The sequence below is a fragment of the Altererythrobacter sp. Root672 genome, assembly GCF_001427865.1.
GTDB lineage: Bacteria > Pseudomonadota > Alphaproteobacteria > Sphingomonadales > Sphingomonadaceae > Croceibacterium_A.
In genome coordinates this window covers 424,251-444,377 of the sequence record NZ_LMHH01000002.1, presented here as the reverse complement: position 1 = coordinate 444,377, position 20,127 = coordinate 424,251, and the positions used below count along the sequence as shown (strand labels likewise).

Annotated in this window: 22 protein-coding genes; 15 read left to right on the top strand and 7 right to left on the bottom strand. The window is 65.8% G+C overall.

The genetic code is table 11. The features are described 5' to 3' along the window. Window positions 1–13 precede the first annotated feature (13 nt). Together ASD76_RS13370 and ASD76_RS13365 are read right to left on the bottom strand one after the other, a co-directional pair. Window positions 14–415 (bottom strand): bactofilin family protein, encoded by a 402-nt coding sequence (locus tag ASD76_RS13370; RefSeq protein ID WP_055923815.1) that lies wholly within the window; start codon window positions 413–415, stop codon window positions 14–16. Continuing rightward, window positions 408–1,544, bottom strand: coding sequence for a peptidoglycan DD-metalloendopeptidase family protein (locus ASD76_RS13365; RefSeq protein ID WP_235506730.1), 1,137 nt, complete (start codon window positions 1,542–1,544; stop codon window positions 408–410). Before ASD76_RS13365 ends, ASD76_RS13370 begins: the two co-directional genes overlap by 8 nt. Window positions 1,545–1,812: 268 nt before the next feature. Here ASD76_RS13365 and ASD76_RS13360 point away from each other — a divergent pair, with 268 nt between their 5' ends. From ASD76_RS13360 to wecC, 12 genes are all read left to right on the top strand, one after another. Beyond that, entirely contained in the window at window positions 1,813–3,087 is a 1,275-nt protein-coding gene (locus ASD76_RS13360) for a glutamate-5-semialdehyde dehydrogenase (RefSeq protein WP_055924306.1), read from the top strand. Between the two features lie 48 nt (window positions 3,088–3,135). Further along, complete coding sequence (locus ASD76_RS13355; protein WP_055923809.1) at window positions 3,136–4,188, top strand: aldo/keto reductase; 1,053 nt, start codon at window positions 3,136–3,138, stop codon at window positions 4,186–4,188. Beyond that, a complete protein-coding gene (locus ASD76_RS13350; RefSeq protein WP_055923806.1) occupies window positions 4,185–4,838 on the top strand; it encodes a nicotinate-nucleotide adenylyltransferase in 654 nt (217 codons plus the stop codon). The genes ASD76_RS13355 and ASD76_RS13350 overlap by 4 nt, the downstream gene beginning before the upstream one ends. Before the next feature lie 134 nt (window positions 4,839–4,972). Then, a complete protein-coding gene (gene rsfS, locus ASD76_RS13345; RefSeq protein ID WP_055924303.1) occupies window positions 4,973–5,344 on the top strand; it encodes a ribosome silencing factor in 372 nt (123 codons plus the stop codon). Window positions 5,345–5,398: 54 nt separating this feature from the next. Next, on the top strand, window positions 5,399–5,821 hold the full coding sequence (locus ASD76_RS13340) for a 23S rRNA (pseudouridine(1915)-N(3))-methyltransferase RlmH (protein WP_055923803.1): 423 nt from the start codon (window positions 5,399–5,401) through the stop codon (window positions 5,819–5,821). Window positions 5,822–5,831: 10 nt separating this feature from the next. Further along, window positions 5,832–7,061, top strand: a complete 1,230-nt coding sequence (locus ASD76_RS13335; protein WP_235506727.1) for a murein hydrolase activator EnvC family protein — start codon at window positions 5,832–5,834, stop codon at window positions 7,059–7,061. A gap of 80 nt (window positions 7,062–7,141) precedes the next feature. Beyond that, a complete protein-coding gene (locus tag ASD76_RS13330; RefSeq protein ID WP_055923800.1) occupies window positions 7,142–8,491 on the top strand; it encodes a S41 family peptidase in 1,350 nt (449 codons plus the stop codon). A gap of 19 nt (window positions 8,492–8,510) precedes the next feature. Continuing rightward, window positions 8,511–8,981, top strand: coding sequence for a disulfide bond formation protein B (locus ASD76_RS13325; protein ID WP_055923797.1), 471 nt, complete (start codon window positions 8,511–8,513; stop codon window positions 8,979–8,981). Continuing rightward, entirely contained in the window at window positions 8,978–9,505 is a 528-nt protein-coding gene (locus ASD76_RS13320) for a demethoxyubiquinone hydroxylase family protein (RefSeq protein ID WP_055923794.1), read from the top strand. The genes ASD76_RS13325 and ASD76_RS13320 overlap by 4 nt, the downstream gene beginning before the upstream one ends. 99 nt (window positions 9,506–9,604) lie before the next feature. Further along, window positions 9,605–10,213 carry a TrbC/VirB2 family protein gene (locus tag ASD76_RS13315; protein WP_055923790.1) on the top strand — a complete coding sequence of 203 codons (609 nt, stop codon included), beginning with the start codon at window positions 9,605–9,607 and terminating at the stop codon, window positions 10,211–10,213. Window positions 10,214–10,259: 46 nt separating this feature from the next. Beyond that, window positions 10,260–11,396 carry a non-hydrolyzing UDP-N-acetylglucosamine 2-epimerase gene (wecB, locus tag ASD76_RS13310; protein WP_055923787.1) on the top strand — a complete coding sequence of 379 codons (1,137 nt, stop codon included), beginning with the start codon at window positions 10,260–10,262 and terminating at the stop codon, window positions 11,394–11,396. A gap of 295 nt (window positions 11,397–11,691) precedes the next feature. Next, on the top strand, window positions 11,692–12,993 hold the full coding sequence (gene wecC, locus ASD76_RS13305) for a UDP-N-acetyl-D-mannosamine dehydrogenase (RefSeq protein ID WP_055923784.1): 1,302 nt from the start codon (window positions 11,692–11,694) through the stop codon (window positions 12,991–12,993). A gap of 109 nt (window positions 12,994–13,102) precedes the next feature. Here the strand turns inward: wecC and ASD76_RS13300 are convergent, their stop codons facing one another. The 4 genes from ASD76_RS13300 to ASD76_RS13285 form a co-directional block, all read right to left on the bottom strand. Next, the gene (locus ASD76_RS13300) at window positions 13,103–13,504 is read right to left on the bottom strand and encodes a GFA family protein (protein ID WP_055923781.1); all 402 of its coding nucleotides are present in this window, start codon (window positions 13,502–13,504) and stop codon (window positions 13,103–13,105) included. Between the two features lie 65 nt (window positions 13,505–13,569). Beyond that, window positions 13,570–14,376, bottom strand: a complete 807-nt coding sequence (gene fabI / locus ASD76_RS13295) for an enoyl-ACP reductase FabI (protein ID WP_055923778.1) — start codon at window positions 14,374–14,376, stop codon at window positions 13,570–13,572. Next, entirely contained in the window at window positions 14,373–15,419 is a 1,047-nt protein-coding gene (locus ASD76_RS13290; protein WP_055923775.1) for a YihY/virulence factor BrkB family protein, read from the bottom strand. Before ASD76_RS13290 ends, fabI begins: the two co-directional genes overlap by 4 nt. A 39-nt stretch (window positions 15,420–15,458) precedes the next feature. Beyond that, window positions 15,459–16,427: a DnaJ C-terminal domain-containing protein gene (locus ASD76_RS13285; protein ID WP_055923773.1), complete on the bottom strand. Its 969-nt coding sequence runs from the start codon at window positions 16,425–16,427 to the stop codon at window positions 15,459–15,461. 188 nt (window positions 16,428–16,615) lie between these two features. Here ASD76_RS13285 and pdxH point away from each other — a divergent pair, with 188 nt between their 5' ends. The 3 genes from pdxH to ASD76_RS13270 are packed head-to-tail and all read left to right on the top strand — an operon-like array spanning window position 16,616 to window position 18,944. Continuing rightward, the gene (pdxH, locus tag ASD76_RS13280) at window positions 16,616–17,215 is read left to right on the top strand and encodes a pyridoxamine 5'-phosphate oxidase (protein ID WP_055923770.1); all 600 of its coding nucleotides are present in this window, start codon (window positions 16,616–16,618) and stop codon (window positions 17,213–17,215) included. Beyond that, a complete protein-coding gene (locus ASD76_RS13275; protein WP_055923767.1) occupies window positions 17,212–18,147 on the top strand; it encodes a cation diffusion facilitator family transporter in 936 nt (311 codons plus the stop codon). The genes pdxH and ASD76_RS13275 overlap by 4 nt, the downstream gene beginning before the upstream one ends. Next, a complete protein-coding gene (locus ASD76_RS13270; RefSeq protein ID WP_055923764.1) occupies window positions 18,144–18,944 on the top strand; it encodes a PhzF family phenazine biosynthesis protein in 801 nt (266 codons plus the stop codon). Before ASD76_RS13275 ends, ASD76_RS13270 begins: the two co-directional genes overlap by 4 nt. Here the strand turns inward: ASD76_RS13270 and ASD76_RS13265 are convergent. Continuing rightward, a complete protein-coding gene (locus ASD76_RS13265) occupies window positions 18,941–20,065 on the bottom strand; it encodes a serine hydrolase domain-containing protein (protein WP_055923761.1) in 1,125 nt (374 codons plus the stop codon). The two genes, ASD76_RS13270 and ASD76_RS13265, sit on opposite strands and share 4 nt — an antisense overlap. Window positions 20,066–20,127 lie beyond the last annotated feature (62 nt).

The following is a 20,127-nucleotide window of genomic DNA, read 5'->3' as shown; positions in this document are numbered from 1 at the left end:
ATCCTGATCGGGCTCAGCCCGCGAGCGTCAGGCGCTGTTCGTTCTCTTCCCCAAGCTCCAATGCCGGAGCCGCGGATGCCTTGGCGGCCTTGAGTGCGTCCGGCGCGAAGCGGCCGTTGACGTTGGCGCCCTGTTCGATCGTCAAAGTCTCGTAATGCACGTCGCCATCGATCCGCGCGCTGCGCAGGATCACGAGGTCGCGGACAGTGATGGTGCCCTTCACGGTTCCAGAGAGGCGCGCGGCATCGGCCTGGATCGCGCCTTCGATGCGGCTCGATTCACCCTGGACCAGCGAGGTGCAGCCAAGGTCACCCTCGATCGTTCCGTCGACATGCAGGTCGGCCGAGGCTTCGATATCACCCCGGATGATCACGTCGGCGCCGATCACTGAGAAAGTCGAACCGCCGTTAGCCACGGGCCGCACCGCTTTTCGTGGTGCCGCGCTCGGGAGTGTCGGTTCGGGCTTCTTCGAGAACATGTGGGGCAGTCTCCAGGAAAGGACGCGGATTGACCGCGCGGCCATTGATGCGGACCTCGAAATGCAGGTGAGGCCCAGTCGAACGACCCGTACTACCGATAGCGCCGATCACATCGCCGGCTTCAACTTCCTGGCCGACGCGGGCGCGCCAGGCCGACATGTGGGCGTAACGGGTCATCAGACCGTTGCCGTGGCTGACTTCGATTACTTTTCCGTAACCGGACTTGATGCCCACGAACGAAACCCGGCCCTTGGCCGCGGCATGGATCGGCGCGCCGATATGGCCGCGGAAATCGAGCCCGGCGTGCAGGGCCGCGCCACCGGTGAAGGGGTCGCTGCGATAGCCGAAGCCCGAGGAAATCATGTTCATGTCGGCAGGCATGACCTGCGGGATACCGGTGAGGCCCTGCTCAAGCGCGTCCATCCGCGCGAGGCTGAGGCCGAGGCGCTGGAAGCGCGGATCGAGCGAGCCATCGCTTTCGGTCGAAAGCTTCTGCAGCGGACCGCCCTGCGCGGTGCGCGAGGCGGTAAGCATGGTGCGGGGATCGAGGCCGAGTTCGCGGATGGCAGCTTCGGCGCGCGCGGCGCGGCGGTCGGCAAAGCGGGTCAGGCGTTCGACCAGGGCCAGCTGGCGCGCCTCGATGCGGGCGATCGACGCCGCTTCGGGCATCAGTGCGCTGACTTTCTCGACGGTCTTGGCGGCTTCGTCGGTGCTGTCGCTGACGGTATCCTCGGCGACAACATCGTCGGGGAGCATCGGCAGGACCTTCTCGATGAAGTCCATGCGCCGGCCGACGTCGGAAGCCACTTCGTTCACGTCGTCCTGATAAGCCTTCACCCGGCTCTCGGACGTGGCAACACGGGCTTCGCGCTCGAGCAGCGAGAGCCGTTCGGATACCGCCTGGTACTGGCTGATCGCCATCACGCCTACTGACAGGCCCCAGCCGCCGACAACGGCGACCGCAAGGCCTGCAGCAATCATCTGCATGCGCGAAGTAATCGTGATGAAACGGACTTGGCCCTGCGAGCGCATGAAGAACTCACGCTCCGGAAACCAACCCCGCACGCGGTCGAGAAGACCGCTCACGGTTGCGTTTGTCAAAATTCGGACCCCGACTTTCCCGTACAAGTCTTGGCGCGCTGGCTAGCCCCTTGGCGTTAATAGAGTCGAATCAGAATCTTGGCCTTTGGGCCGAGTCGATCTCGAATCGCGACGAGTTGTGCCTAATTGCAGAAAGCTTCCACAGGCCCTCAGATGTGTAACCGATTGACTTGAATCGAATCGGCATTTCCCTGGACTGACAGCAGTGCGTAACGGTGCTACAGGCCGCGCCATGTCGACCCAGCTTCAAACCGCCGCAAACCACGATGAAACAATCGCAACTCTGGCGAAGGCCGGGCGTGCGGCGCAGCGCCGGCTGGCGCGGCTTGACGGTCCGGCGAAGGAAGCGGCCTTGCGCTCTGCCGCGGCGGCGCTGCGGGCGCACCAGCCGCAGATCCTCGAAGCCAATGCGCGCGACATTGCCGCGGGGGAGGCCAACGGCCTTTCGTCAGCGATGCTCGACCGCTTGCGGCTCGATGAAAAGCGCCTTGAATCAATTGCTTCTGCGGTAGAGGCGGTCGCCTCGCTGCCCGATCCGGTCGGCCAGGTCATCGACCGCAGCGTCGCCCCCGCCGGGATGGAGCTGAGCCGTATCCGCATCCCCATCGGGCTGATCGGGATCATCTACGAAAGCCGTCCCAACGTCACCGCAGACGCGGCCGCGCTGTGTTTGCGCAGCGGCAATGCCGTATTGCTGCGTGGCGGGAGCGAGGCGGTCAATTCGAACCGCGCGATCCATGCGGCGCTGGCAGAGGGATTGGCCGCGGCAGGGGTTCCTGCAGAGGCCGTCCAGCTCATGCCTACGCAGGATCGCGAGGCGGTTGGTGCCATGCTGCGCGCGGCGGGCCTGATCGACATGATCATTCCCCGCGGCGGCAAGGGCCTGGTCGAGCGCGTGCAGAACGATGCCCGCGTGCCCGTGCTCGCGCACCTCGATGGCATCTGCCACACTTACGTTCATTCCTCGGCCGACCCCGCGATGGCGACCACGCTGGCGCTTAACGCCAAGATGCGCCGCACCGGCATTTGCGGGGCGATGGAGACCCTGCTGCTCGACGCGAGCTTCCCCGCAAGCGGCCAGGTGGTTGGCGCCCTGCTGGACGCTGGCTGCGAGTTGCGCGGCGATGCGCGGGCCCAGGCGATCGATCCCCGCATCGGCCGGGCCAGCGCCAATGACTGGGACACCGAGTACCTCGACGCCGTACTGTCGGTGGCCGTGGTCGACGGGCTCGACGCCGCGCTTGACCATATCGAGCACCATTCCTCAGGACATACCGATGCCATCCTGACCTCGGACGCCGATGTCGCCGAACGCTTCCTGGCCGAAGTCGACAGCGCGATCGTGATGGTCAACGCCTCGACCCAGTTCGCCGACGGCGGCGAGTTCGGGCTCGGCGCGGAGATCGGCATTGCCACGGGGCGGCTCCACGCGCGCGGCCCGGTCGCGCTCGAGGGTTTGACGACCTACAAGTGGCAAGTCCGCGGCCACGGCGAAGCGCGCGCTTGAAGCCCCCGGCCCTGTCCGCCTAGACCAACGGCGAACAGGAGAGAGATCATGCGTTACAACCGCCTCGGCCAGTCCGGCCTCGTCGTGTCCGAACTGTGCCTCGGCGCGATGACTTTCGGCAACAAGCCGAGCGGGTTCTTCACGCACGATCTCGACCAGGAAGGCTCGACCGCGCTGGTCAAGCAGGCGCTCGAGGCCGGGGTCAACTTCATCGACACCGCCAATCTCTACACCGCCGGGCAGAGCGAGGAGTTCGTCGGCGGCGCCCTGAGGGCGCTCGGCATTGCGCGGGACCAGATCGTCGTCGCGACTAAGGGCATGGGCCCGATGGGCGAAGGGCCCAATGATTCCGGTTCGAGCCGCTATCACTTGCTGCACCAGATCGACGCCAGCCTGTCGCGGCTCGGGCTCGATCACGTCGATCTCTACCAGATCCATGGCTGGGACCCGAATTGCGGGATGGAAGAGACTTTGCGCGCGCTTGAGGACATCGTCCGTTCGGGCCGGGCGCGTTACGTGGGGGTGTCGAACTGGGCCGCTTGGCAGATCGCCAAGGCGCTTGGCATTTGCGAGCGGCGCGGGTGGGACAAGTTCGTCTCGCTCCAGGCGCTCTACACCGCGGCAAACCGCGAACTCGAGCGGGAAATCGTGCCGATGCTGCGTAGCGAGGGCCTCGGCCTGATGGTCTGGAGCCCGCTCGCCGGCGGCTTGCTCTCGGGCAAATATGCGCGGGGCGAAAACGACGCAGCCGAGGGTGAGGGGAGGCGGGCCCAGCTCGACTTCCCGCGTACCGACAAGGCGCTGGCGTTCGACTTGGTCGAGGCGATGCGGCCGATGGCCGAAAGTCGCGGCGTCTCTATCGCCGCGATCGCGCTCGCCTGGTTGCTGCACAAGGACGTGGTCACCAGCGTGATCGTCGGTGCCCGCCGGCCCGATCAGCTGGCCGAGAACCTGGCGGCGAGCGGTGTCGAGCTGACGGCAGATGAACTCGCCAGCCTGGATGCTCTCGGGGAGCCCGAGTTGGAGTACCCGGCCTGGGCGATAAGGTCGCAGGAGACTCGCCACGGCTTCCGCGTTTCGCCGCGCCGCCAGCCGAAGTGAAGCTGACCGGGCTCCTCGGCGGCAGCTTCAATCCCGCGCACGGCGGGCATCGGGCGATCAGCCTGTTCGCGCTCGAGGCGCTTGGTCTCGACGAGGTCTGGTGGCTCGTTTCGCCCGGCAATCCGCTCAAGCCGGTGGCGGGCATGGCACCTCTGGCGGTGCGGGTGCAGTCGGCCAAGGCGGTCGCTCGCCGCGCGCCGATCCGGGTCACGGCGGTCGAGCGCGAGCTTGGCACTCGCTTCACCGTCGACACCCTTCGCGCCCTCAAGCGGCGCTTCCCCCGCCGGCGGTTCGTGTGGCTGATGGGGGCCGACAATCTCGCGCAGTTTCACTTGTGGAAGGACTGGCGCCGGATCGCCCGCGAGATGCCGATTGCGGTAATAGCCCGCCCCGGCTATGATGCAGCTGCCCTCGCGAGCCCCGCGATGGCCTGGCTGCGGCGCTACCGGTTGTCTGCAGTTGGATTTCGAAACCGGGGTGGATGGAGCGCACCCGCGCTGATTGAATTGCGTTTCGACCCTGATCCACGGTCCGCCACAGCGGTGCGCCGATCGGATCCTGACTGGGCCAGCCGTTATATCGGACTATCGGCCAGGGACGGGGTGACGCATTCCCCAATTCACGATGTCGCAAGGGCAGGTGGCGCATGACGCGCTGCGCGCTCATGCCTTGTCGTCCAATCCCTGAACCAGGAGCATGATCTGCTGCGATGACCCTCGAAGGCACAGGGGCGCAAGCCCGGCCGGAACCAACCGGCTTTTCGACCATCGTTCACCTGACTGATATGCCCAGCACCAACACACCCACCGACGGAGCCGTTCACGCGCTGGTTCTTCACCAGCTCGATGAAGATCAGGCGCAAGACGTCGTTTCGATCCCTCTCGAGGGCAAATCGAGCATCGCCGACTACATGGTGATCGCTTCCGGCCGCTCGACGCGGCAGGTCGCGGCGATGGCCATGAAGCTTGCCGAGCGGCTCAAGAAGGAAGGCCACGGCACGGCCCGCATCGAAGGCCTGCCCGCGGCGGACTGGGTGCTGATCGATGCCGGTGACGTTGTAGTCCACTTGTTCCGGCCCGAAGTGCGCAGCTTCTACAGCCTCGAACGGATGTGGGGCTTCGGCGACGACGGCGCCACGGCCACTGGCCGAGCCTAGGCCGTAACCGGCCTAAGGATTTCATTGGTGCGCATGGGTCGCTAAGACCGGCTCATGCAGCTCCACGTCATTGCCCGCGGCAAGATCGCCCGCACGCCCGAGGCGGAGCTGGTCGATCGCTATGTGAAGCGGATCGCCTGGCCGCTCAAGATCACCGAACTGCCCGAAAACGGCGGCCGCGTGCCCGATCCGGTTACGCCTTATCGCACGATCCTGCTCGACGAACGCGGCTCGCAGGTTTCGTCGGAAGAACTGGCCGAACTCCTGAGTGACTGGCGCGACAACGGCATCCGCGAGACTCGCTTCATCATCGGCCCCGCCGACGGGCACAGCCGCGCCGAGCGCGATGCGGCCGATCGCCTGGTAGCCTTCGGGCGGGCAACCTGGCCGCACCTGCTGGTCCGCGCGATGGTCATGGAGCAGCTGTTCCGGGCGACGAGCATCCTCGCCGGCCATCCCTATCATCGGGCAGGGTGAGTCCGGCCGCGTGAACAAACCCCTGGCCCTGGTCCTGACCCTGCTGCTGGTGTCGAGCGCCGCCGCGCTGCATGGGCAAGCCGGCGATCAGGACAGCGAACAGTCCAGCGCCAGCATCGGCGAGACGCGCAGTGCTCTGCGCCAGGCTCTGGCCGAGAGGCGCAACGCGCAAGCGCGCAGCGAGCGTCTGGAGCGCGAGGCGGCAACGATGCGCGATGCGGCTGACAAGACCGCGCGGCAGGGCGCCGCTCTCGCTGCCCGTGTTCAGGAGGCGGAGGCGGGCATTTCGGCCGCCGAGGCCCGTCTCGCGCTGGCAAACAGCGAGCGGGCCCGATTGCGCGAGGAACTCGGGCGCGAGCAGCAGCCGGTGGTTCACCTGACCGCGGCACTTCAGCAATTCGCCCGCCGTCCGTTGGCGCTGTCGATCCTGCGGCCCGGATCGGTCAGGGAGACGGTCTACCTGCGCGCCATGCTCGATAGTGCCACTCCTGAGATACAGACGCGCACTGCCGGCCTGCGCGGCCGGCTCGCGCGGATGTCGCAGTTGCGCGAGGAATCGGAACAAGCGCTGGTTGCCTTGCGGGCGGAAGAAGCCCGCCTCTCGGCTCGACAGCGAGAACTGGCCGAGCTCGAGACCACCCAGCGTCTCGCTCTCCGGACGGCCAGCAGCAACGCCGATCGCGAGGTGGAACGTGCACTCGCGCTGGCAGAAGAAGCGCGAGATCTCGATGCGTTGATCGGCGAGCTCGACCGCGCCGGCAGCCTGCGGGCGCGCTTGGCGGCGCTCCCCGGTCCGCTGATGCGTCCGGCCCGTCCGGGGGAGCCCGGTCTGACCGAACTGCCTGGCGAAGCTCTGCCCGATGCCTCGGCTACGGCCCCTCCGGCGCCCTACCTGCTGCCGGTGACCGGGCGAACGATCATCGGCTTTGGAGCGACGCAGGGCGGCAGTGTCAGCCGCGGGGTGACCTTCGCGCCGCGTGCCGGCGCGCAAGTTGTGGCACCCGCGGCGGGGCGGGTGGTCTTCGCGGGGCCCTATCGCGGGTATGGCCGCATCGTGATTATCCAGCACCCCGGCGGCTGGACGAGCCTCATCACCGGTCTCGCCCGGACCGATGCTGTGGTGGGAGAATCGGTCGTGTCCGGCGCGCCGCTCGGAGTGGCCGATCAGGGCAATCCGAGAGTGACGCTAGAGCTCCGGCGCGATGGCGAACCGGTCAATCCACTGCCCTTTGTCGGCTGAAATCCGCCGTTTGCCTGCCTCATCTGGCGTTAAGGGGCCCGGCGCGATAAAATGAGGCTGCCATTCAAGGAATTCGATTCATGAAGCTTGCCCCGAAGTTCGCTGGCTCCGTGCGCGCTGCTGCGCTGGTGACGGCCGTTGCGCTGCTTCCCACAACGACCGCCGTGTTCGCCCAGGTCGAAAGCCGCTCGTCGCCCGAATTCGCCAAGCTCTTCGCCACCTACCAGCGCATCAAGTCGAGCTATGTCGAGCCGGTGGATGACGAAGTCCTCATCCGCGGCGCGATCGACGGCATGCTCGCCGCGCTCGATCCGCATTCCGCCTACCTCGACGGGGCTGCGCTCGAGCGGCTCGAGACCATGATCGACGGCAACTACGAAGGCCTCGGCATCTCGGTGCAGATGGATGACGGCGCCGTTAAGGTCGTGTCCCCGTTCAAGGGCAGCCCGGCGGACAAGGCCGGGCTCAAGGCCGGCGATTACATCACGCACATCGAAGGCAAGCTGATCTACGGGCTCGAGCTCGACGAAGCGGTCAAGCAGATGCGCGGCCCGGCGGGCAGCGCGGTACGCCTGTCGATCTTCCGCCCCGGTCGGGAAGAACCGTTCGAAGTCAGCGTTACGCGCGGTGTGGTCGAGCTGGAGCCCGTTACGTTCGAGCTCAAGCCGGGCGGTATCGGCGTGATCAGCGTCAATGAATTCAGCCGCGATGTCGGTGTCGACGTGAACAGTGCGATTGCCTCGCTGCGTCGCGACTCCGGTGGCAAGCTGAGCGGGTTGGTGCTCGATCTGCGCAAGAACCCGGGCGGCTCGCTCGACGAGGCCGTGGCGCTCAGCGACTTGTTCCTGACCGAAGGCCAGATCGTCTCCCAACGTGGCCGTAATCGTCGCGATTCGGTCTACTACGAGGCGGAGAGCGTCTATCGCGGCGATGCCGCTGCAGGCCTGCCGATCATCGTGCTGATCGATGCCGGATCGGCCTCGGCCAGCGAAATCGTCGCCGGCGCGCTGCAAGATCAGCATCGCGCCCTCGTCATGGGCGAGCGCAGCTTCGGCAAGGGTAGCGTGCAGACGCTGCTGCCGCTGACGCGCGATTCGGCGCTCAAGCTGACCACGGCGCGTTACTACACGCCGTCGGGGCGCTCGGTGCAGGAGGGCGGGATCGAGCCCGACATCCGCGTGCCGCAGCTCAGCGATCCCGATGCGGCCAAGCGCTCGCAGTACCTGATGCGCGAGAGCGACTTGCGCGGCCACCTGGTCAACGAAGTGGCGCTCGAAGACGATCAGCTCGAAGCTGACCGGCTCGACGATCCGCGCTTCAAGCTGACGGCGGAGCAGCTCGAAAAGCAGGGTATCGACGACTTCCAGCTCGACTATGCGCTGAGGACCCTGCGCCGTACCGGCGGTTCGGTGATTGCGCGGAGCAAGTGAGTTCAGCTACGCCGCGCTGATGAACCCTTCGCAAAAGCTCGCCCAGCGCCTGGCGCTCGGAGTGCCCGCGCTGCTGCTCGCGGGCGCCTATCTCTCGCAATACGGTTTCGGCCTCTATCCGTGCGAGATGTGCTGGTGGCAGCGCTATCCGCACTTCGCGGCGGTGGGGCTGGCGTTCCTTTCCACCCTCGTCCCTCCGCGCACGCTGTGGATCGGGCTGGCGGGCCTGGCAGTGCTCATCTCCGGCCTGATCGGCGCGTTCCATGCGGGCGTGGAATACGGCTGGTGGCAGGGGCTGACGACATGTTCCGGGCCCTTGGGGGCTAACGGGGGCGATCCGCTCGATGCGCTCCTGAACGCGCCGCTGGTCCGTTGCGACGTGGCGGCGTGGACTCTGGGCGGCATCTCCCTCGCGGGTTTCAACGCGCTGATTTCAGTAGTTTCCGCGATGGCGATCTTCGTGCTTCTGGGTAAAGGTCGCCGGGCATGAGCGATCGCGCACAAATGATCCGGGTGGACCAGGCCGGCGAGTACGGCGCCACGCGCATTTATGCCGGTCAGCTCGCGGTAATGGGCGATCGCGCCGCGCATTCGGGTGAAATCCGCGCGATGGCGGAACAGGAAGCGGGCCATAAGGCAGAATTTGACGCGCTGATGGCCAAGCGCGGCGTGCGCCCCACGGCGCTACAGCCGATCTGGTCGGTCGCAGGCTATGCCCTGGGCGCCGCGACCGCGTTGATCGGGCCGGAAGCGGCCATGGCCTGCACCGCCGCCGTCGAAACAGAGATCGATCGCCACTATTCTCGCCAGCTGGAAGAACTTGCGAAAGATCAGGGAACGGCTGAGGATGATCCCGAGCTCGCCGACATGATCGAGCGGTTCCGGGAAGACGAGCGGGCCCACCATGACGCCGCGATCGCAGCAGGTGCGGAACGGGCGCCAGCCTATCCCTTGCTTTCCGCTGCGATCAGGCTCGGATGCAGGGCGGCGATCCGTCTGTCTGAGAAGATTTAAAGGGAACCGGAGGCGCGGCTGGGGCGCTTCACAAACGGTTCACGGGCCAGAGCGCCTAATTGGATTTGCGGGGGCCGTCCCCGTCGGAAGGAACGGACAATGAATCGCCTGCTTCCCTTGGCTGCCTCCTCCTTCGTTGCGCTGGCCGCTTCGATCGCCGTGCTACCTGTGCCCGCCGCGGCCCAGGACGAAGCCGGAGACAAGGTCAACACCGTCATCATTTACGGCGACGATGAGTGCCCGCCTTCGGTCGATGGCGAGATCGTGGTCTGCGCCCGCCTGGATGAAAGCGAGCGCTTCCGCATTCCCAGGCCGCTGCGCGAGAGCAACAGCCCGGCGAACCAGGCCTGGTCCCAGCGCGTTCGGTCGTATGAGACCGTGGGCTCATTCGGGCCGATGTCCTGTTCACCCGTGGGCGGCGGGGGCCAGACGGGTTGCACGGCTCAATTCATCGAAGCGGCCTATGCGGCGAAGCGCGAAGGTACCGATGTCCGCTTCAGCCAGTTGATCGCCGAACAGCGTGATGAGCGGCTTGCCACAATCGATGCCGAAGCAGCCGATACGCAGGCTCGCGTCGAACAGGCCGAACAGGAATACATGGAACGCCAGCGTCAACAGCAGGATGCTGAAGGCACGCCGGTTCCACAAGCCGCGCCAACGTCCGCTCCGCGCACGGTCGATCCGCTGGCCATTCCTCCCTCTCCGTAAGCGGTTTTGACGCGGTCTTAACGCGTATCGGTTAGTCGCGGGGGCGATGAATGCTTCCGCAACCTTCCCCTCGCGAATCCTTACCGTCTTCGGCACCAGGCCGGAGGCGATCAAGCTGTTCCCGCTCATTCACGCGCTAGAGGCCGATCGGCGGTTCGAAAGCCGCGTCTGTGTCAGCGCCCAGCACCGCGGCATGCTTGACCAGGTACTGGCGATCTCGGGCCTGGTTCCGGACCACGACCTCGACCTCATGCGGCCGGACCAGTCGCTCGATTCGCTGACGGCCGCACTGCTCACCGGGCTGGGCCAGGTGATGGACGCTGAACGACCGGAATGGGTCGTGGTTCAGGGCGATACCGCCACGGCCATGGCCGGAGCGCTGGCTGCCTATTATCGCAAGATTCCGGTGTGCCACGTCGAGGCTGGGCTGCGTAGCGGCAACATCCACCACCCCTGGCCCGAAGAAATCAATCGCCGGATCATCGGCACGATCGCCGCGCTTCACTGCGCCCCGACCGAGACCGCGGCCGAAGCGCTGCGGCGAGAGACCGTTGACCCGGCGACGGTACACGTCACCGGCAACACCGTGATCGACGCGCTCCACTGGATCACAGCGCGGATCGCCCAGCAGCCGGAGCTGGCCTCGGGGCTTACCGAACTCGAGCAGAGGTTCGGCGGCAAACGGGTGATCGGCGTCACCAGTCATCGCCGGGAGAACTTCGGCGGAGGCATGGAGGCGATCGCGGGGGCCATTCGCCGTCTCGCTGCGCGGGAGGACGTGGCGGTGATCTTCCCGGTCCACCTCAATCCCAACGTGCGCCAGGTGATGAATGCCGAGCTTGCGGGTCTCGACAATGTCGCGCTCATCGAACCGCTCGACTACCCGCATTTCGCCCACCTTCTCGGCCTCGCTACACTGATGCTGAGCGATAGCGGCGGGGTGCAGGAAGAGGCGCCGGCGCTGGGCAAGCCGGTACTGGTCATGCGCGAGACGACCGAACGGCCGGAAGGGATCGAGGCGGGCACGGCCAAGCTTGTCGGCACCGATGAAGACCGCATCGTCGCCGAAGCGGAACGGCTGCTCGATGATCCCGCCGCCTATGCCGCGATGGCTCGGGCACACAATCCCTTCGGCGATGGGAAGAGTGCGGGGCGGATACTTGAACTGCTCGCTCGAGCTTAGTTCCTGGTTACCGACGTCGCGTGGGCCGTTTTGGTTGGCATCACGCAAAGGCGCGAAGGCGCTAAGTGATGGCGCCTGCCCCCTTTTTCGTCATTCCCGCGAACGCGGGAACCTAGGGCGGAGCAGCACGAAGAGCCGACTTGGTCCCCGCGTTCGCGGGGATGACGAAGGGTGGGTTTCGGTTCTCCGCACCTTTGCGTGACCCAACCTGAGGCCTCTCCACCGAGATCATCGTTACCGCTTCTTTCACCCTTTTGCGCGATGGCCAGACCTGGTTCTTGCGAGGGGTTTTTCAGTGCGGGGTGAAACTCAACCCACGGTCAGTGTCATCGGGCTTGGCTACATCGGCCTCCCTACTGCCGCAATCGTCGCGCGTGCCGGGATGCGCGTGCACGGCGTCGACGTTTCGCAGGAGGTGGTCGACACGATCAACCGGGGCGCGATCCATATCGAGGAAGTTGATCTTGACGGTCTGGTGCAGGGCGTCGTCCAGCGCGGTTTGCTGTCTGCAGCGACAGCGGTCGAGCCGGCAGACGTTTTCGTCATCGCCGTGCCGACGCCTTTCGCCAAAGACGGCAAGCATACGCCCGACATTTCCTATGTCCTCTCCGCGGCTCGCAGCGTGGCGCAGGTGCTCAAACCCGGCGACACCGTGATCCTCGAATCGACCTCGCCTGTTGGCACCACCGAGGCGATGCGCGACCTGATCGCCACCGAGCGCCCGGACCTGCGCATGCCCGGCTTGTGCGATGGCATCCCCGACGTGTCGCTGGCCTACTGCCCCGAACGCGTGCTGCCAGGTCGCATCCTGCAGGAGCTGACCGATAACGACCGCTCGATTGGGGGCGTGACGCCACGTTGCGCACGCAAGGCGCTGTCGTTCTACAAGCGTTTCGTGCGCGGCACTTGCGTCACCACTGACGCGCGCAGCGCCGAAATGACCAAGCTGGTCGAAAACGCCTATCGCGACGTCAACATCGCCTTTGCCAACGAGCTGTCGATGGTGGCCGACGCTATGGACCTCGACGTGTGGGAGGTGATCCGCCTCGCCAACCGGCATCCGCGCGTGAATATCCTTTCGCCCGGACCCGGCGTTGGTGGTCACTGCATCGCGGTCGACCCGTGGTTCATCGTCCACGGCGCGCCGGAACAGACACCGCTGATCCGCACGGCTCGCGGAGTTAACGACGCCAAGATCCACCATGCCATCGCCCGTGCGGCGGCGTTGGTAGAAGCCCATCCGGCGGCGCGCGTCGCCTGTCTCGGCCTGGCGTTCAAGGCGAATATCGACGATTTCCGCGAGAGCCCGGCACGGCTGGTAGCGGCTACCCTCGCGCGGCGTTTCGGCAGTCGCATCGCGGTGGTCGAACCTTACGCCGCCGAACTGCCGCGTGAGTTCGCGGGGACCGGGGCCCAGTTGGTCGATGTCGATACCGCGCTGGAAGACTGTGACGTCCTGATCGTCCTGGTCGACCATGACGTGTTCCGCTCGGTGCCGTTGGCGGAGCGGGCGAACAAGGCGGTCTACGACACGCGCGGTATCTGGCCGGACCAACCTGAGGCGGCCGAACCGGAAGCCCTCAGAAAAGCAGGCTGAAGCCCTCTCCCCTTGGGAGAGGGCTGGGTGAGGATGACAAACGAAACGTAGCGGACCCTCACCCTCCGCGCCTTATGGCGCTCCTCCCTCTCCCGAGGGGAGAGGGGAGTCAGGCCCCCGGATACCGCTCAAACTCCGGCAGCGCGGCCAAGTCCTTCATCCACGGCAGCCGTTCGGCAACCTGGATCTGCGCACCCGGAGGCATCGCTGCCGCATCGTCGAGCGTGGCCGACTGGACGTCGACAATGCCCGGCAGCATCCCGGCGTTGCGATAGAACAGGCCGGTGCCGCAAGTCGGGCAGAACTGCCGTTCGGCGCCGTTCTTGCCGTTATAGGTCGTCAGTTCCCCCTGCTGCAGGTGGAACTGATCTTCCTTCACCGCCAGCCAGGTTACCATCGGCGCGCCGGCTGCCGCCCGGCAGTCCGCGCAGTGGCAGACCGCGTTATGCGCCGGCTCCCCTTCGATCTCGTAACGCACGGCGCCGCACTGGCACCCTCCGGACTTGGCCATGATTATCCTCCATCGCGAATCGATGCACAGAACATATCAGGAACAAGCGTGCCCGGAAAGGCGTACTAGGCGAGCGAGATATCCGGCGCGTCTTCCTGCTTCATGCCAATCACGTGATAGCCGGAGTCCACATGATGGACTTCGCCCGTAACGCCGCTCGACAAGTCGCTGAGCATGTAGAGCCCGGCGCCGCCGACGTCCTCGATCGTGGTATTGCGGCGCAGCGGTGAGTTCAGCTCGTTCCACTTGAGGATGTAGCGGAAGTCGCCGATCCCGCTCGCGGCCAGGGTTTTGACCGGACCTGCGCTGATCGCGTTGACACGGATATTCTCCCGGCCGAGGTCGTTGGCGAGGTACTTTACGCTGGTTTCCAGCGCCGCCTTGGCCACGCCCATGACGTTGTAATGCGGCACGACTTTTTCGGCGCCGTAGTACGTCAGGGTCAGGATCGAACCTCCGTTCGGCATCATCGCCCGCGCGCGGTTGGTCACCGCCACCAGCGAATAGGCCGAGATGTTCATCGTCATCAGGAAGTTGTCGAGGCTCGTGTCGACATAGAGCCCGCGCAGTTCGGTCTTGTCAGAAAAGCCGATCGCGTGGACCACGAAGTCAATCGTTTCCCAGCGGGACTTCAAGGTAGCGAACGCGGTGTCGAGCGCTTCCATGCTCGAAACGTCGCAATCGAAGCAGAAGTCCGATCCGAGCTGCTCGGCCAGCGGACGCACGCGTTTCTCGAGAGCTTCCCCCTGATAAGAAAAGGCCAGTTCCGCACCGTGTTCACGCAGCTTTTGCGCGATGCCCCAGGCCAGCGATTTTTCATTTGCGAGGCCCATGATCAGCCCCCGCTTTCCAACCATCAAACCAGATGTCATCGGCCTCCCTTCCCAGCCTCCGTCATCGTATTCTCCTTGTCGTTCGTTGTACGAACCCGATTGTCGACTTGGCCGATGCGATCCTCCTCTTCCTCGGGAGTTTCGGCCAAGGCGGCATTGAGTTCCGCACCCATGACCATCCCTAGGCCCACCAGCCAGAAAAAGAAAAGCACGATCATGAACCCGGCCAGAGAGCCATAAGTCAGGTCGTAGGCAAAAACGCTGCGCAACAGGGGCGGCAGCGCCAGAGTGACGCCAACCCACCACACCGTCACCAGCAGCACTCCGGGCCATTTGGGATAGCGCGGCTTGCGATAGGCGGCGGGGGTCAGGATGTAGAATAGCATGTACAGCGAGACGTAGAGCCCGGCCGCCGTCACCATGCGCGAATAAGTCAGCTTGCCCATCGCAGGGTCGAGCTCGGGGATCCAGGCGGCGATCACTTCCTGCGCCGCGCCGATCAGCACTTGCGCGAGCAGGCTCAGCATCAGCAGGACCACTGCGGCCAGGATGATCCCTGTCGAAAAGACGCGGTACTTCCAGAACGCCTGCGTTGGTCGCGTGCCATAGGCGCGGCGCAGGATGTCGCGGATCGTCTCGATCAGGCTGCCGACGGTCCAAAGCCCGGCAAAGGCCGCGGCCCAGAGGAACCAGCCGCTCCGTGCGATGACGACGTCTCGCGCGACCGGCTCGATGACTTCGGCCACGACTGGGGGCACGGCGGCGAGGACCGCGTCGATCATCGCCATGCGATCGCCTTCCTCGAAAATCGCGGTGAAGATCGCTCCTGCGGTAATGGCAAAGGGAAAGATCGCCAGCAGGGTCATGTAGGCAAGGTTGCCGGCGTGGATGAAACCGTCGTTGTAGGCGCCGGCCAGGACCCGCTCGACGACCCGTCGCGGCCGGCTGCCGGGTGCGATCGCGCGGGCGACGTCCCCCGGCAGCCCCGCCCGGTGCCTAAGCGCTTCTTTGCGGCGCGCCTCGGGGGAGCGATCGGGTACCGGCGGGCCGGGTCGGTTATGGTCCGTAAGTCCGGGAGCCATCCAACCCTTCCTATCCGGCTTCATCCCATTCGCAATGGTTTAGACGCCCAGCCGGTTCCGCACGCCAGTGCCATCGCTCCAGCCATCGAGCCGCTCGGTGAGGCTGGAGAGATCCTCGGGCAGCTGGATTTCGAGCCGGACGAGCTGGTCGCCGCGCCCGCCGTTCTTGTTCGAAAAGCCGCGGCCCTTGAGGCGCAGGACCTTGCCGGAGTTGGAGCCGGGCACGATCGTCAGCATCACCGGGCCTTCGACGGTCGGCACTTTCACTTTCGCACCGCGCACCGCTTCGTCGAGCGTGATCGGCAAGTCGAGCCGCACGTCGTCGCCGTCGCGGGTGTAGAACGCGTGCGGTTCGACCACCACGGTCACGAGGGCGTCACCGGCCCCGGCCGGGCCCGGATTGCCCTTGCCCTTGAGGCGCATCTGGGTGCCGTCCTCGACGCCGGCGGGCAGCTTGAGGTCGATGGTGTTGCCGGTCGACAGGGTGATCCGCTGCGGCTTGAGCGCTGCGGCGTCGACGAACGGCACTTTCAGGCGATAGCTGGTGTTTGAACCGCGCTGCGGTGGGGCCTGGCGCCTGCCGCCAAAGCCGCCGCCCATGCCACCGGGGCCTTCGCCCCGCGCGCCGAATCCGCCCGAACCGCGGCCGAACAAGCCTTCGAACAGATCGCTGATGTCGGTTTCTTCGCCGGCGCCGAAGCCTTGGAAATCACGCGCCGAATAGCCCTGCGAACCCCCGCCGGGACGAGGACGAAACCCGCCAGCCCCACCGAAAGGCATCGCCGGGTTGCCGTCGGCATCGATTTCGCCGCGGTCGAACTTGGCGCGCTTGTCCTTGTCGGACAGCAAGTCGTAGGCCCGCGTCACTTCGGCGAAGCGCTCGGACGCCTTGGGGTTGTCCTGGTTGCGATCCGGGTGGAGTTCCTTGGCCAGCTTGCGATAGGCGGACTTGATGTCCTTCTCGTTCGCTCCGCGCTGTACGCCCAGGGTGGAATAAGGATCGGCCATGGCGTGTTAGCTAAGCAGAACAGTGGCAAGGCGCAAGCGAGGCTGTGCGGATCGTCTCATGCTGGCCCAAAACGGCCTCTACGTATTTCCTACAGGCGATTGAGGCGTTAGGCGTGGCCGCATGAGCGTTCGGCCAGCCTTGAACTCCGCAAATTGTTGCTCTCCGTCACTTTGGAAAGGCCCGCGTCGTGAAGGATGAACAGGACGCGATCCCGCACGGCGATCCTCTCGAGCTGTTCGAGGCTTGGTTCGCGGAAGCGCGGGCGAGCGAACCGAACGATGCGAACGCCATGGCACTCGCCACAGCGACTGCAGACGGGACACCCTCGGTGCGGATGGTGCTGCTGAAGGAGCACGGGCCCGAGGGCTACGTGTTTTACACCAATGCCGAGAGCCGCAAGGGCGAGGAAATTCGCGCCAATCCGCGCGCGGCGCTGCTGTTCCACTGGAAGTCGCTCCACCGGCAGATACGGATCGAAGGTCACTTGGAGGAAGTCGGGCCGGAGATGGCCGACGCCTACTTCGCCTCGCGCCACCCTGATTCCCGACTCGGTTCGGCCGCCTCGGACCAGTCGCGCCCGCTCGACAGCCGCAAGACCTATCTCGACCGGGTCGAGGATTTGCGGGCCCGGTTCGGCGAGGGTGTGCCGCGCCCTCAGCACTGGACAGGCTTCCGCCTCGTCCCCGAGCGGATGGAATTCTGGTTGTCGCGCGAGCACCGGTTGCACGAGCGGCGCCAGTATGTCCGTTCCGGTGGCGAATGGACTAGCGCGCTGCTCTACCCATGACCGATGATCGCGCCCTGCTGACGCGCAGCGCGGCTTTCGCCTCGCTGGGGATGGCGCTGTTCCTGGCCATTCTGAAGGGCTGGGCGGCCTGGACCACCGGCTCGACGGCGATGCTCGGCAGTCTCGCCGACACCGTGCTCGACATGATCGCCAGCCTCGCCACGCTGATCGGCGTGTGGGTGGCAGCGCAGCCGGCGGATGAGAGCCATCGCTTCGGCCACGGCAAGGCTGAGGCGCTGGCGGCTATGTTCCAGGTGATCCTGATCGTCCTTTCGGCCGGCGCCATCGGCTTGCGGGCGGTGACCGCGCTGATCGAAGGCGGTCGGACCGAGGCCGCTGGGCAGGGCATTCTCGTGTCGATCATCGCCATCGGCGCGACCATGGGCCTGCTCGCCTGGCAGAGCCACGTGATCCGCCGCACCGGGTCGATCGCCATCCGCACCGATAACCTGCACTACAAGTCGGACCTGTTTCTCAACCTCGCGGTGATCGCGGCCCTGGTGCTCGACCAGTACTTCGGTTTCACGCGCGCGGACCCGTTGTTCGGCCTCGGCATTGCGGTGTGGCTCGCCTGGGGGGCGTGGCGCGCATCGACCGAGGCGATCGACCACCTGATGGATCGCGAATGGCCCGAAGAGAGGCGTCAACGTTTCGTCGAGCGGGCGGCGCAGCACCCCGAGCTCAGCAAGCTGCACGACTTGCGCACCCGCACCAGCGGCGGCAGCGACTTCGCCCAGTTCCACGTCGATCTTCCCCCTGAGATGACCGTCGCCGAGGCGCATGACATAATCGAGCGGGTCGAGGCGGACCTGTGCTCGGCCTTTCCCGGGCTCGAGCTGCTGATCCATATCGACCCTGCGGGGCATGTCGACGAACCTGGCAACAAGCTCGTCGAATCCGATGAATTCACCAAGTTGGAGACCAAGCCGTGAGTCGCACGACCCTTCCCTATTGGCATGTGGATGCCTTCGCCGATCGACCCTTCACCGGGAACCAGGCGGCGGTCATGCCTCTGGAGGAGTGGCTTCCGGACGAAGTGCTGCGGGCGATCGGGGAAGAAAACAACTTCGCCGAAACGGCTTTCGTGGTGCCCGACGCGAGTGGCGAGGCCGATTGGGAGCTGCGCTGGTTTACGCCAACTTACGAGATCCGCCTGTGCGGGCACGCCACGCTAGCTAGCGGTCATGTACTGCTCGGGCGGGATGGCGGAGAGCGCGTCACGTTCCGGACCCGTAAGGCCGGAGTGCTGGAAGTGCGGCGCATGGCGGATGGGGGCTACGAACTCGCCCTACCGGTGATCCCGACCGAGCGGCAGGAATGGCCCGAGGCTGCGGCCTTGCTCGGGATCACCCCGCTCGAAACTTGGCGCAATTCAGACCGGTATAGCCTGTTCCTCTTCGAGAACGAGGATCAGGTCCGATCGCTCAAGCCCGATGTGCGCGGGCTTGGTCAGTTTGGCGACGACCAGTTTATCTGCACCGCACCCGGCCGTGACTTCGATGTGGTCAGCCGCGTGTTCGTGCCGGGCGCTGGAGTGGATGAGGACAGCGTTACCGGGTCTGCTCACGCCCTGCTGACGTCGTTCTGGGCCAAGAGGCTCGGGCGTTCCGCCTTCACCGCGCACCAGGCGTCGGCGCGCGGCGGCGATCTCACCTGTCGCCTCGAAGGCTCGCAGGCCTGGCTCGGCGGCCAGTGCGTCACCGTGGTTGAGGGTAACTTCTACCTCTAGCGGTAAAGGTCGACGATCTTCGCCAGGGAATCGACCAGCGCGGCGCGGTCTTGCTCGTCGGTCTTGCCGAGACGAACCACGGTCAGCTGGCGGCTCGGCGAGACGAGCACGTATTGCCCGAGATGGCCGACCGCGGCGAACAGGTCTGCCGGGCCATCTTCGGGGAACAGGACTTCGCGGTCGCCGCCCGAATCGCGGTTGAGCCACACGGTGGCGCCATAGTCGGACGAACGCGGGCTGGGCCTGGTCATGAACTCGATCCAGGCGCGGGGCACGATCTGCGCGCCTTTGACCGAGCCCTTGCGGCGCAAAAATTCGCCGAAGCGGGCCCAGTCAGGCGCGCTCGCCCAGATCATGCTGCCGCCCATCATCGTCCCCGCCCGATCGTATTCGGCGATAAGCGACTTCATTCCGAGCGGCACGGCGAGGCGCGATTCGAGGTAGTCGGCCATCAATCGCTGCCGTTCGGCAGGTCCGGCTTCGGGCGCCACGACCCGCGTGGCGACGTCGGAAAGGACCATCGCATCGGGTGTGGAATACTTGAACTTGCGCCCCGGCTCGCTTTCGAGCGGCTGCGCCTCGGCCCAGCCGGCCATGTTGTCGCGCCCGTCGAGGAACATCATCCGCACTTCACCCGAAGTGTAGACCGGCTCCGCTTTCTCCTCGTGCCGCAGGCCAGAGCGCATTTGCAGCAACTGGCGCAGCGTGATCTCGCCGCGCGGATCGCCGGCGCGCTGCCAGCGCGGGATCGGCGGCGCTTCGTCGAGGTGGAGCCGCCCGTCGGCCACCAGCATGCCCATCAGCACGCCCGTCACCGTCTTGGACATCGACCAGCCGATGAACCGGGTCTCCGGGCCGTAGCCTTCGCCATAGCGCGAAGCCACGACCTCGCCGCCGTGCATCACGATAACCGCTCGCGTTTCACCGACGTCCTCGCGGGTGAACACTTCATCCACCGCGCGGGCGAGCTTCTCGCGGTTGGCGCCGGGGTTCTCGACCACCGCCTTCAGCGCGGCGGGCGATACCGGCGGTTCTGCCGTGGAGGAGGCGTCACCGCAGCTCCCCAAGAGCAGGGCTGGCAGGGCGGCGGCAAGGAAGCTAGTGAGGGCAGGGCGCGGCATCGGCGCGCACCTATTCCAACAGGCACTGGACGATGGCAACCGCAAAGAGAACGAGTGGGCGA